Genomic DNA, 13,244 nt, shown 5'->3' with positions numbered 1-13,244 from the left:
TGCTCTCTCTTTCGTGCTTGGTTAGCGCATCGAGCGATAAACTGCTAAATGCTGCTGGGCAATGCTGGCTTGGGTGTAATGGCTCAAGGCTCGTTGGCGACCAGCTTCGGCAATAGTTTGGCGATACTTTTCATCCAGATACAGTTTGTGAATTGCCTCGGCCAGCGCTGCAACATCACCCTCAGGAAATACCAAGCCTGCGGTATCGATCACATGGGGAATTTCACCCGAATCAGAGCCAATCACGGGCACGCCGCAGGCCATGGCCTCAATCAAAACCCGCCCAAATTGCTCTTTCCAATTGGGGGTGGTGCGCGAGGGCAGCACATAGGCATGAACGCTGCGCATCGCTTCGGGCATGGCGCTGGAGGGAATCAACGGCTCAAGCGTAACCCGCCCAGCCAGCGGCGCTTTGGCGATGCGTTGTTCAACTTCGCTGCTCAAATCGCCTTTGCCAATCAGGCGACAATGAATATCGCTGGGCAAGCGTTCAAGGGCTGCCAACAAATCGAGCACACCTTTCGAGCGCATCAAGCGCCCAAAAAAGCCTACGACAAACGGCTTGGCGGGCAATGGCTCAGGCGCAGGCCTAAAAATCGTCTCATCAACCCCAAATTGCGGAATGACGCTGATCGGGCCAGTATAGCCGTGATCGCGAATGAGTTGCTTGGCCAAATGGTTACCAGCAATTGCATGGGCTGCATGGCGATAACTGTAGCGTTCGAAGAAACTAAATGGCGGTGGATAACGTCGCGCTACATCAGCCCAATTATAAAAACAGAGTTTGGCTTTGGTTTTACGAGCATGCCAAAACGCCTGAAATGTTGCCAAATTAAAGGCTTCTTCATCGGCATGCAGAATATCTGGTTGCTCAGCGGCGATTAATTTGCCCAAACCCTGCCACCAAAACGTATGATGATGGCCATTGTGACCAAGTGGCACAACATGCATTCGATAATTGCGCGGCGTTTGAACTTCCAGCGGATACTCACCAACGCCAGGCTCAAACCACATCGGTGGCACAATCGCAGTCAATTCAACATCTGGCTCAGCCGCAATCAATTCAAGCTTGCGGTGATAGGTGGCGGCGGTCAGGGCTTTCGAAATAATCAAAATTTTCATGGCAACCAAGGCTTCAATAATCACGAAGGACGCAAAGTACCAGAATTGGCGCTTTGTGTCCTTCGTCAGCTGATTCAGCGAAATTCAATTTAGAGGTGGAGTGTGCCATCAAGCAAGGCATGACCAGCTTCGTGCATAGCTTCGTACAAGGTTGGGTGAGCGTGAATCGTTGCTAACAGCGATTCGACCGTGGCTTCGTGGCTCAAAGCCAAGCCGCCTTCGGCAACCAACTCGGTCACCCGAGGCCCAATCATATGGAAACCAAGGATCTCGCCATATTCAGCGTCGGCAACGATTTTTACAAAACCATCGCGATTGCCAATGGCTGTAGCTTTGCCAACCGCAGCAAATGGAAACTTGCCAACTTTGACATTGTAGCCACGTTCTTTGGCCTGAGCTTCGGTCAAGCCAACGTGCGCAACTTCAGGCGAACAATAGACACAACTTGGAATAATATCGTAGTTGATTGGGTTGGTGTGATGGCCTGCGATATGTTCAACCGCAATCACGCCTTCGGCTGAGGCAACATGAGCCAGCCATGGCGTTGGCACAACATCGCCAATTGCATAAATATTGGCAATATTGGTTTGCATGGTGGCATTGACCGGAATATAGCCGCGTTCGTCGATGGTTACGCCGACTTCTTCGAGGCCAATATTTTTGGTCAAAGGAGCGCGACCCGTGCCAATCAACACATAATCGGCTTCTAAAGTTTGCTCTTTGCCATCTGGACCCTCAAAAACCACACTAGCACCATCGGCGCGTTTGTTGACGGCCTTGGTTTTCGAGCCAGTGTAGAGTTTGATGCCGCGCTTGGTGAAGGCTTTGGCCAATTCAGCCGAAATTTCTTCATCCTCAGTGGCAACAATCCGTGGCAACATTTCGATGATACTCACTTGCGAGCCGAAAGTGCGATACATCGAAGCAAATTCACAGCCGATGATCCCGCCGCCAATTACCACCAAATGCTTGGGCACTTCGGGCAAGCTCAAGGCTCCGGTGCTCGAAACGATCCGTTGCTCGTCGAATGGCGCGAATGGCAAAGCGCGAGGAGTCGAGCCAACTGCCAAAATCACATTCTTGGTTTCGATGATCGTTTCAGCGCCATCGTTACCTTTGACGGCGACTTTATTGGTGCCAGCCAAACGGCCAAAGCCGCGATAGAGATCGATTTTCTTCTTTTTGAACAAGCCTTCAAGGCCGGTGCGCATGGTTTTGACCACTTTTTCTTTGTGGCCCATTGCGCCTTTGAGGTCGAACGAAACTTCGCCCGTGATTACGCCAAACTTCTTGCCTTCTTTGGTTTCTTCCAGCAAGTCGGCGCAGTGCAACAGCGATTTGGTAGGAATACAGCCAATATTTAAACAGACACCGCCGACTTGTTCTTTTTCGACGACAGCGACTTTTAAGCCCAATTGGACAGCTCGCAAGGCAGCAACTTCACCGCCTGGCCCTGAACCAATAATCACAACATCATATTGAGCCATTGAAATATCAATCCTCCGTATGGTAGACGTTTTGTCCATTGTCTATGATAGCACAGGCAATGGTTTAGGCAGAAATCAAAAGTCAAAAGTCAGAAGGCAAAAGCACAGAGGAAAAGAGGGGTCAGGATTCAGGGATCAGGGGCTAGATGTTAACGCAGAGGCGCAGAGATAGAGATGAGGGATGAAGGATGAATAGTGTGGCACTAAAAGCTTTGAGATAAGAGACCTTCGTGTTCTTCGTGTTCTTCGTGGTTGCAGCCCTTCGTGTTCTTCGTGGATCGGAATTTTAACGCACATCAAAATACCGATATGGTGCAATAATCAGCATAAGTAGCTGGAGAGCCATTGGAAGCAATACAGTGCCAATATATCGGGGAGGATCGTTGTCAAGGATGAAAAAGCCTGCACTAAACCCGATTCCTATTAACAAGATTAACCCATACATGCCAAAGGCGGTTTTTTTAAGCAATATGTGGGGATTTCGCGATACCCCAAGCGCTATAATACCCCATGAAAGCAACGTAAAAAGCAGGGTTTTCCAAACAATTCGCCAACAGAAGATCAGCAATACAAACATATTCCGATAATTCAGATCATTATTAACGCTCATAAGCCATACAGTCAAACTGATAGCACAGAAAATCGAAATTATCCCACTTGACTTGCAGAGCAGTGTGAGCAGTGAATGACTGGAAAATGGTGGTTTTTTGGGCCTGTTATTAATTGGTACTGTATACATTCATTCATCCTGATTTAATTTATTTTCAAGTTATGCCAAATCATTATAAATCCTGATTGAAAACTTAAATTAGTATTTATGTAACAAATGGGTAACAAACCAAAATATCGCCGTATAAATTTAATAACAAGCCTAAATCGCCTTGTGGATCGAAATTTTAACGCAGAGGCGCAGAGATAGAGATGAGGGATGAAGGATGAATAGTGTGGCACTAAACTATTAGCTTTGGGATAAGAGACCTTCGTGTTCTTCGCGTTCTTCGTGGTTGCAGCCCTTCGCGTTCTTCGTGGTTCAGCCCAACTGATCCCTAGCCCCTGACAACTGATCCCGCGCTCGTTCTGCTAGTGTTTCGTTAATCCTTGCTAAATCGCCCATGGATTGGCTAAGCCTGTGGTGTATAATTTTCGATAGTATTAAGTGTGGTGAGGCAACGATGCCAAAAATTGTGCCTGGGTATCACATTACAACCGCTGCCCAAATTCGGGCAATCGAGCAACGCGCTGTTGACGAAGGGGCGACGTGGGCTGGCTTGATGGCTGAGGCTTCACGCGGCATGGCCGATGTTGGATTAACCGTGATCGCCAAGCAAACCAACCCCAGCGTGTTGGTGCTGGTTGGTTCTGGCAATAATGGCGGCGATGCCTTGGTGATTGCACGCCATATCAAAGAGGCTGGTTTTCCCGTTACCTGCTATTTGTATAAACGCAAGCCGCACGCTGATGATTGGCCGTTTGCTGCCGCCCAAGCCGAAGCCATTCCGATGATCTTCGCTGCTGATGATCCACAAAACCAGCAACTCCAGCAGCTTTTGCAAACAACCTCTTTTATCATTGATGGTTTATTTGGTATCGGCCTGAGTCGTTCATTGGCGGCTGAGGTAGCCCAAATTATCGATTTGGTCAATGCCAGCAAATTGCCAGTTTTGGCGGTCGATGTGCCTTCGGGCCTTGACGCTGATAATGGCAAGATTTGGGGCACAATCATCAATGCAGCCTACACTGTGGCGGCTGGCCTAACCAAACGCGGCCATCATTTGTACCCAGGTGCGGCCTATGTTGGCAAATTGGCAATCGCCCCCTTTACCCTACCAGATTCTATGGAGGAGCCGATGACTACAACTGAACTGAATCTTGCGACAATCCGTTCGCTGGTGCCGGCCCGTCCGGTTGATGGCCATAAAGATACTTTCGGGCGCGTGATGGTTGTGGCTGGCTCGTATCTCTATCCTGGCGCGGCTTGGCTTGCGGCCACGGCGGCGGCTCGTTCGGGCGCTGGGGTGGTAACCTTGGCTTGCCCACGCTCAATTTATGGCAGCACCGCCGCCCATCTACACGAAGTAACCTATTTGCCATTGCCTGAAGTCGAGCCAGGCGAGTTGACCGAAGCTGCGGCTAAGTTGGTGCATGAAAAATTAGCCAAATATAAAGCCTTACTGGTTGGTCCAGGCCTTGGCACCGAAACAGGCACTGGCGATTTTCTGCGGGCACTGATTGGCTTGGCTTCAAGCAAACGTCGATTAGGCGTAGGTTTTCTTGGCTCAAGCGAGCTTGAGTTGCCAACCAAACGCAAAGGCGGGGTTGGTTTCGGCCTAGCTGCTCGGCCCAAAGAAGAAGCCAAAGCTGAAGAAGAAGGCCCAGTCGTGCTGCCGCCGCTGGTAATCGATGCCGATGGCTTGAATATTTTGGCCACAATTGAACATTGGGAAGAAAAATTACGCGATCAGCCTGTCATACTTACCCCACATATCGGCGAGATGGCCCGCTTGTTGGGCGAGGAAAAAATCGGTGAAGATCACCCACAAATTGCACTCGAAGCGGCGGCCCGCTGGGGCGTGACCGTGGTGCTGAAATCGGCCCATACGATTATTGCTAGCCCCGATGGCCGCTTGGCGTTGCATGGTTTGGCCAACCCAGCATTGGCAACCGCCGGATCTGGTGATATCCTTGCAGGACTAACTGCTGGCTTGTTGGCGCAAGGGTTAGCCCCATTTGAAGCCGCCCAGCTGGCCGTTGGCGTGCATGGCGTTGCAGGCGCTCTGGTTCGTGAAGAACTCGGCGAACGCGGCACCATTGCTAGCGATATTCTTAATCGCCTGCCCTTGGCATGGCGAAAACTTACAGAAGGCGGATTAAAATAATGCGTGCGGTTGATCTGATTATTAAAAAACGCAATGGAGCACAGCTCTCAACCGAAGAAATTCAATGGCTGATTCAGGGCTATACCAACGGCAGTGTGCCCGATTATCAGATGGCGGCGTGGGCCATGGCGGTTGTGCTCAAAGGCATGGACGATCGCGAAACCACCGATTTAACCTTAGCCATGGCTGCTTCGGGCGATCAGCTTGATTTGCGTGATTTTGCACCCGATGCCGTTGATAAACACTCAACTGGCGGAGTTGGCGATAAAACCAGCCTTGTATTGGGGCCAATGTTGGCAGCCGTTGGCTTGCAAGTTGCCAAAATGTCGGGGCGTGGCTTGGGCTTTTCGGGCGGTACGCTCGATAAACTTGAAGCCATCCCCAACATGCGCATCGACCTCAGCGAAGATGAGTTTCGCCATGCCATGTGTGAGATTGGCATGGTGATTATGGGCCAAACCGCCGATCTCGCACCTGCCGACAAAAAGCTGTATGCACTGCGCGATGTTACTGGCACTGTCGAATGTATCCCACTGATTGCTGCCAGCATCATGAGCAAAAAGCTGGCAGCAGGAGCCAAAAGCATCGTGCTCGATGTCAAGGTTGGGGCGGGGGCGTTTATGAAAACCCTCGATCAAGCCCGCGATTTGGCTCGAACAATGGTGCGGATTGGCCAATTGGCTGGTCGTAATGTCGCGGCGATTCTTTCGTCGATGGAGCAACCGTTGGGCTTGACAATCGGTAATGCGCTGGAAGTGCGCGAAGCGATTGAAACGCTCCAAGGTCGCGGCCCCAGCGATTTGGTTGAAGTTTGTTTGACTCTTGGCTCACATCTGTTGGTCTTGGCTGGCAAGGCCCAAAACCTTGATGATGCTCGCCAACAGTTGCAAGCAAGCTTGGATAACGGCCAAGCTTGGGCTAAATTCCGTGAGTTTGTTGCCCAGCAAGGCGGCGATCTCACGGTGATTGACCAACCAGAAACCCTGCCAATCGCGCCAATTCAAATCAGTTTGCTGGCCGAGAGCAGCGGTTTTGTCCAACGCATCGATGCTGAAACCTGTGGGATTGTGGCGACCGAGCTTGGAGCAGGTCGTGCCCGCAAAGAAGATGCAATCGATCCGGCGGTGGGCTTGGTGCTTCAGCGTAAAGTTGGCGAGCCAGTTCAAACGGGCGAGGCCTTGTTGACGGTGCATACCGCCGATCAACAACGGGCAGAGGTTGCTTTGGCCGCACTCAAATCGGCAATTACAATCAGTGCTACGCCGGTTGAAGCCTTGCCCTTGGTTTTCGAAAGCGTTGCCTAGCTACGCGTTGTGAGCATGGTTGCGTTGGTAGAGTTTGCGCTCTATCAACGCATTTTTTGTGGGTTTCGGCCTGTGGCGTGGTATAATTATTAACGAAAATATGTGCTAGCATAGAGCGCTTTAGCACTGGCGAAGCGTCATTAACGAACGGGCTATCTAGGAAGGAAATCATGGCAGAAATACTGTATTTAGGGCATGCCAGCGTGCGGATTCGCGGTCGTGAAGGCATTGTGGTGCTTGATCCCTGCGATCAATCGGTGGGCTTTGATATTGGCAAGCCAACTGCCCAAATTGTTACCATCAGCCATCACAAGGCTGATCACAATAATGTCGAAGCGGTCAAGCCATTGCGCGATACGCTGTTTGTGGCCGATGGGCCAGGCGAATACGAAGTGAGCAATATCTTAATTCGTGGCATTCGTACCGCGCATACCGATGGCGAGGGCAAAAAGCATGGCCATAACACAATTTATGTGATGTATATTGATGATGTGGCCTTTTGCCATTTGGGCGATTTGGGCCATGGCCTGACTGCCAGCCAACTCGATGAAATTGGCTCAGTCGATGTGTTATTTGTGCCAGTTGGCAATGGCAATCATGTGATCAAGCCTGATGGCATGGTCGAAATTATCAGCGAAATTGCCCCCAAAGTGGTTGTGCCATTGTATAACGATAATCAACAACAACGGCTCGAAGCGCTCGATTTGGAGCCATTGAGCGTGTTTGTGCACCAGATGGGCCTCAAGGAATACGAAACCCTTGATAAAGTCGTGTTTACACCCTCGACTTTGCCGCGCGAAGACGAAGAAACCAAGATTGTGATTCTCAATCCAAGCGCAGTTGCCGTCTAACAAAACTTAGCACAATCATTTACCGAAGCCCTGTTTCAAGTCCTGAAGCAGGGCTTTTGGTATAGTGAAGTGCTAGAATAGCCTAGCACTAAATCACCCTTGACGACGAACAAACTAGCTTGTTATAGTGCTGCCTGAGAAATTTGAGTGGTGAAGTCCTCGCTTAGATTCCCCCTATCACCACGATCAGTTATTTTTAGGAGCACTATGCCTGCCCCAATTATTGCGGTGCACTACGACCAACTTGGGTCAATTGCCAGCCGCTTGAATACCAAACGCGATGCTATGCAACAACTACTTCAAACACTTCAGCACAGCATGCAACCGCTGATCGCTGGCGAATGGCAAGGCCAAGCTGCCCAACGCTGTTTTCAGGAGTTCGAGAGCGTAATTGTGCCAACCTATCAGCGCTTGATTAATGTATTTGACACTAGTGCCCAAGTAACCCTTGAGATTGCCAAATTAATGGAAGCGGCTGAAGCCGAAGCAGCGGCTCTCTTTTCTATAAATGCCAGCTCATCTAAAAATCGACTAATGGTAGACCCATTAGAACTCCCAGATTTACCGCATACAGAACCTTTAGATGGCAGTAAAACTTTAAAGCCTGAACTCATCACAATGCCATCGCCACCGCCACCGCCGACTCAACCTAATACGGGCGACGGAAGTGGGAAACATGGTGCAATGGGACAACCAACTGAGCAGGATAAAGCCAATCATTCTAAAATGAGTAGGGCTGCAACTCTTGCGCGATTATCCGGAGTTTTTTCAGAAACCGGCTATCATATGCAACATTTCCTGAATAATTCTGGAGAGCCACTCACTGTTTCCGTCGATGATATGCTTGATGATATGCCTGTATTTAAAAGTAAGGTTGAATTTAGGTATGAAAATGAAATTATTCCCCAAATTAATCAAAAACTTCGATCTGATTATCATGGCGAACCATTAGAATTTCATGTAACAATTCCTTGGAAATCCAATTTTTATCCTGATCGAAGTGAGAATAAAAATTGGTATTACGCAGTAGGAGGATTTAGTTATGCCCAAACTGCTTATGTTCGAGTAACTCCAGCTCTAGATGGAACTCCAAATGTCGAAGTTATTTCTCAAGTACATATGTTTGATCGATATAACTGGGATCAAGGGAAATCGGTTACCATTCCATCTTCAGGAATTGAATGGATTGATAATAGTACAATTGCAAATGATCATATTACAGATGAAGAAATGGGAAGGCTTCATGGGACTGGGATCGCACAAGAATACGATCTAACAGGGACATCGAGTGGTCAGAAGCATTTTTATACCTATGATTCATTTATTGGTCTAAAATAAATTTCTAATTGACTTACGATAGGATACATCGATGAAATATATTTTTTTCATACTAAGCATACTACTATTATCTAGTTGCGAGGAGAATAATCACGTGAATAACCAAACCAATCACGATGCTACGGTTGAGGCTGCTTTGCGTGATCTCAGTAGTCCCTTGAACCGGGCAGAGATTGAACGCTTTATGGGCTTTGAGATTCCTAGCCAGGCTACCAATGTGCATAGCCACGGTGAATCAGCTTTGGATACAATGGTGATTGTGCGATTCGATTTGCCTGCTGCTGCGCTCGATGCTTGGCTAACGACTCTACCGATTAGTGAATCACTCCAAACAACCCCTGACTCCTTTGCTTCACTGCCTGCCCCTTACCGTGAGGCCAAAGCTTGGTGGCAACTTGATAGTTTAAATCTTCAACCTGAACAATATCGCTATGTCTATCAATTCGTTAATGGCAAAAGCTATCAAATATTGGTGGTGCAATTATCGCCCGATGCCGAACTGCTAACAATTTACCTGCAAGTCTTTAATACCTAATAAGCATACGTTATCAAGATCCAATTTGGTACTGATAAGGGCATAGAGCAGCAGCCGGCTAACCAAGCTTAGCACATTCGTTGACCGGAAGCCCTGGTTCAAGCATTTGAATTGTAAAACGCAGGTTCCACGATGGAAAGTAAGCACTTCCATGGTGAAACCTGCATCTTTATATGGCAAGCTATAACTTAGAATAGATTTAGGCCGATTGTCCAGTTTTGATGTAATCGACAGTTGCTTGATCGAGCTTGCGCACCACGGCGGCCAGCAAGGTTACTACTTGATCAAAATCGTCGCGATGCAACAATGAAGCGTGAGTATGGATGTAGCGGGTTGCCACGCCCAACGCCAACGATGGCACACCAGCATTATTCAAATGGAAGCGGCCTGCATCTGTACCACCACCAGGCATCGTATCAAATTGATAGGGAATGCCCAATTCTTCGGCAGTATCAACCACCAAATCGCGCAGCCGCGGGTTTGGAATAACGCTACTATCCATCAATAACAAGACTGGGCCAGCGCCCATTTTGGCTTGAGCTTCATCTTTGCTAATGCCTGGGGTATCGCCTGCAATACACACATCGATCGCAAACGCGATATCAGGTTTGACAACATTGGCAAGGGTTGCTGCACCACGCAAGCCAACTTCTTCTTGAACGGTTGCACCGGCTACAACCGTGTTGGGCAAGCTTTGATTGGCCAATTCATGCAAGACCTCAACCGCTGCCGCACAACCAAAGCGATTATCCCAAGCCTTGGCCATAACAATTTTGGGGTTGTGCAAAGGTGTAAAAGGGCAGACTGGCAGAATTGAATCGCCTGGTCGCACGCCCCATTCACGGGCCTCAGCAGCTGAACTCGCCCCAATATCAATAAACATATCTTTCTTTTCGACCAATTTTTTACGCGCTTCAGGCGAGAGCACATGCGGCGGCTTTGAGCCAATTAAGCCAGCAATTGGCCCATTACGGGTTTCAATTTGCACCCGTTGCGCCAGCATCACCAATTCCCACCAGCCGCCAAGCGCTTGGAATTTAATAAAACCATCGTCGGTGATCCGCGTCACCATAAAGCCAACTTCATCGAGGTGACCAGCCAACAGAATCGTTGGGCTGCCTTCGGGGCCAGCTTTACGGGCAGCGACACTGCCAAGCTGATCATTAATTAACTCGCCATAGGGAGCCAAAGCCTCGGCCATAACAGCGCGAACTGGGCCTTCGTTGCCTGGTACGCCCGATGCATCGGTCAAAGCCTTCATGAGTGCTAAACGTTCATCCACAGTGATGCTTCCTTTGCAGTTAAGCGGTTGCTAGTAGCATTCTATGCTAATTTGCGCATAACCACAATTGACAAGTGCCTAAAAGCCGATTATGATCAACGACTGTGCATAATCGCAGCAATGTAGCCGTCGCTGGCGCAAGCTAGAGGCAACTTCCCGACCCTTCCGACCACCCGCGTGGTGGACAAGTTACCCTGTGAAACCGTAAACAGGGGCGCGAGTTTAGGTAACTGGCTCGTGACGCAAGCCGACAACAGCAAATATTCCCGCCATCGGCCATTTGGCTGGTGGTAAGGGCTGAAACGGTGGTGTAAGAGACCACCAGCATGCCTCAGCAATGAGCGTGGCTAGGTGACTGCGCTGACCCTTGAAGGGCAAGGTGTGTGGGACGGGCTAAACTTGTGAGAGAGGCAACTCGTTTGAATCACGGCGTTCGTTCACATCGCAGCGAAACCGGAACGTTGGGTGACACCCAATCGACTAGGGATCGCCCGCAACTGCGGAGATAGATGGCGGCTAATCCAGAATCGGGGGTATTGCAGCGCTGTGGTTATGCACATCACTTGCTCGCACTAAATACACTACCCGCAGCGCTTGCGCCAAATCAACCTCATTCCCATCACGATCCAAGCGAGCAACCACGCTTAAACCAGCATCCGCCAATAATTCAACAATCTGCTGATCACTATAGGCTGCCTGCAAATGGGTTTCGCTGCCACGTTGCCAAGCCTCAGCTTGGCGCTGAAACCAGACAATTCTTCCGATGCCAATCTGCGCCTCCTCATCAAAATCGAGCACATTGTAAATATATAAATCGTCGCGATCAACGATTACTTGGTTACGTTCCGGCCATGTGGCATACAACAAAGGCGTATTCAGATCGAATACCAACCAGCCCTGTGGGTTGAGCGAGCGAGCAATTTGCTGAAACAAAGCGCCGAGTTGGGTTGGCTCAAGCACATAATTCAATGTATCAAACAGGCTGATAATTAAATCGTAGCCTAGGCCAGCCTGCCATGTAGTTAAATCAGCCTGTTGCCAATTGACTGTGGCGTGATGCAACTCACTATGCAATCGGGCTTGGGCCAACATCGCTTCAGAGCGATCAATCGCTGTGACCTGATAGCCTTGTAAGGCCAAAGCCACCGCTGCATCACCTGTGCCACAGCCAAGATCGAGCACCGAACTGCCACGCCAAGCCTGCTGCTCAAGCCACGTCAAAAGCCAATTGAGCATGTGCAAGCTCAGCCAACTCTGGCCAGCTTGACGGTAAATTGTTGCATAATCGTTGTACATGGTTGGTATTGTATCCGATCCACGAAGGACACGAAGGTTCACCAAGGGCTAAAACCGCGCAGCACCCGACGATCGAATATCCAGCTTCCCGCCCCCCGATGCCCAGTCCCTGATCCCCAATTGCGATGTTCTATGCTCTATGTTCTATGTTCTATGCTCTTTTACCGATACCACAAACCAGCAATATGGATATGCACAGCGTGAACATTCAGCTCGGTATATTGCTGAATGCTTTCGATCACCCGTTTGCGCAGCGCATTGACAATTGGTGGCAACGATTCGTTGATAAACGGAATTAATTTGAGATGCAAGACAATGCTCGCTCGCTCATCAAAGCGGGTTTGCGGCTCCTCGTTCGATTTTGGCTCGTTTTCAGCCCGACCTTCAGCGACAAGCTCGGCGCTTTCAAGTTGGGTTTCATAGATGCCTTCGATCGAACCGCTGACCGACTGAACAATTTGACCGATCACACCGATATCGATCGTGGTTGTATGGCGATTACTGCGCACCGAGCGAACAATCGATTGTTGTTGAGGCATAGTTGGCTCCTTAACGAGTTGGGGTGGCGGTTGGTTGTGGGCTAGCGGTTGGCGCAGTCGCCCCTAAAGCGATTCGTAGCCGCTCCAAAGTACTGCCAATGCTGGCTAAATCTTGTTCAACGCTATCAAGCCGATTGGTCAAGGCCGCATTGGCAGGAATCGATTCAAGCTCATTTAGGCGTGATTGAATCGCCAATAAGCCATCAAGATTCGAGTCGATTTGTTTTTGCAGGCTATCAAGGTCGGTTTCGCGGGTATTGAGTTTGCTCTCAATCGTTTGCACGCGCTCGCGCAAGCCATCGACCGAGCCACGCAAATCGGCTAAGCCCCGCAAGGTCGCTGCCTGATCAGTCTGTTGGATGATTGCGGTTTGTTGGGCTTGTTCAAGCGCAGCGATCCGCCCAGTGCTATCGGGAAAGCTAACCCCAAAATTACGCGGGCCATACCACATCACCAAGAGCGCCAATGCCGCCCCCAGTCCAGCACTAACGATAATCGTCAAGGCCGAACCCACAAGGGTGGCCAAACATCCCCGTTTTTGTTTAATCACAATTGGTTTGGGAGCATCGCTTTGTTCGCTCATCGATTTGGCTCTCCATACCATCAATAGATGG

At 49.6% G+C, this 13,244-nt stretch carries 12 protein-coding genes; 5 read left to right on the top strand and 7 right to left on the bottom strand.

The genetic code is table 11. The features are described from left to right. Window positions 1–21 precede the first annotated feature (21 nt). The 3 genes from LCH85_19025 to LCH85_19015 all read right to left on the bottom strand — a co-directional run bounded on the left by LCH85_19025 (window position 22) and on the right by LCH85_19015 (window position 3,348). Entirely contained in the window at window positions 22–1,146 is a 1,125-nt protein-coding gene (locus LCH85_19025) for a glycosyltransferase family 4 protein (protein ID MCA0354094.1), read from the bottom strand. Window positions 1,147–1,211: 65 nt separating this feature from the next. Further along, entirely contained in the window at window positions 1,212–2,609 is a 1,398-nt protein-coding gene (gene lpdA, locus LCH85_19020; GenBank protein MCA0354093.1) for a dihydrolipoyl dehydrogenase, read from the bottom strand. A gap of 286 nt (window positions 2,610–2,895) precedes the next feature. Then, complete coding sequence (locus LCH85_19015) at window positions 2,896–3,348, bottom strand: hypothetical protein (protein ID MCA0354092.1); 453 nt, start codon at window positions 3,346–3,348, stop codon at window positions 2,896–2,898. Window positions 3,349–3,781: 433 nt separating this feature from the next. Here LCH85_19015 and LCH85_19010 point away from each other — a divergent pair, with 433 nt between their 5' ends. The 5 genes from LCH85_19010 (at window position 3,782) to LCH85_18990 (ending at window position 9,513) form a co-directional block, all read left to right on the top strand. After that, on the top strand, window positions 3,782–5,485 hold the full coding sequence (locus LCH85_19010; protein MCA0354091.1) for an NAD(P)H-hydrate epimerase: 1,704 nt from the start codon (window positions 3,782–3,784) through the stop codon (window positions 5,483–5,485). After that, a complete protein-coding gene (locus LCH85_19005) occupies window positions 5,485–6,789 on the top strand; it encodes a pyrimidine-nucleoside phosphorylase (GenBank protein MCA0354090.1) in 1,305 nt (434 codons plus the stop codon). Before LCH85_19010 ends, LCH85_19005 begins: the two co-directional genes overlap by 1 nt. 170 nt (window positions 6,790–6,959) lie before the next feature. Then, a complete protein-coding gene (locus LCH85_19000; GenBank protein MCA0354089.1) occupies window positions 6,960–7,640 on the top strand; it encodes an MBL fold metallo-hydrolase in 681 nt (226 codons plus the stop codon). Window positions 7,641–7,847: 207 nt separating this feature from the next. Then, window positions 7,848–8,978 (top strand): WXG100 family type VII secretion target, encoded by a 1,131-nt coding sequence (locus LCH85_18995; protein MCA0354088.1) that lies wholly within the window; start codon window positions 7,848–7,850, stop codon window positions 8,976–8,978. Window positions 8,979–9,072: 94 nt separating this feature from the next. Continuing rightward, a complete protein-coding gene (locus LCH85_18990; protein ID MCA0354087.1) occupies window positions 9,073–9,513 on the top strand; it encodes a hypothetical protein in 441 nt (146 codons plus the stop codon). A gap of 199 nt (window positions 9,514–9,712) precedes the next feature. On the opposite strand, the gene LCH85_18985 is transcribed toward LCH85_18990, so the two are convergent. The 4 genes from LCH85_18985 to LCH85_18970 all read right to left on the bottom strand — a co-directional run bounded on the left by LCH85_18985 (window position 9,713) and on the right by LCH85_18970 (window position 13,213). Beyond that, a complete protein-coding gene (locus tag LCH85_18985) occupies window positions 9,713–10,774 on the bottom strand; it encodes a M42 family metallopeptidase (protein ID MCA0354086.1) in 1,062 nt (353 codons plus the stop codon). Between the two features lie 537 nt (window positions 10,775–11,311). Beyond that, window positions 11,312–12,091, bottom strand: a complete 780-nt coding sequence (locus LCH85_18980) for a class I SAM-dependent methyltransferase (GenBank protein MCA0354085.1) — start codon at window positions 12,089–12,091, stop codon at window positions 11,312–11,314. A 161-nt stretch (window positions 12,092–12,252) separates the two neighbouring features. Beyond that, the gene (locus LCH85_18975) at window positions 12,253–12,630 is read right to left on the bottom strand and encodes an Asp23/Gls24 family envelope stress response protein (protein ID MCA0354084.1); all 378 of its coding nucleotides are present in this window, start codon (window positions 12,628–12,630) and stop codon (window positions 12,253–12,255) included. Window positions 12,631–12,640: 10 nt separating this feature from the next. After that, window positions 12,641–13,213 carry a hypothetical protein gene (locus tag LCH85_18970; protein ID MCA0354083.1) on the bottom strand — a complete coding sequence of 191 codons (573 nt, stop codon included), beginning with the start codon at window positions 13,211–13,213 and terminating at the stop codon, window positions 12,641–12,643. Window positions 13,214–13,244: the final 31 nt, after the last annotated feature.

Source organism: Chloroflexota bacterium (genome assembly GCA_020161265.1).
Lineage (GTDB): Bacteria > Chloroflexota > Chloroflexia > Chloroflexales > Herpetosiphonaceae > Herpetosiphon.
Note: the sequence above shows the minus strand (reverse complement) of the source record. Positions and strands in the feature narration are given on the sequence as shown.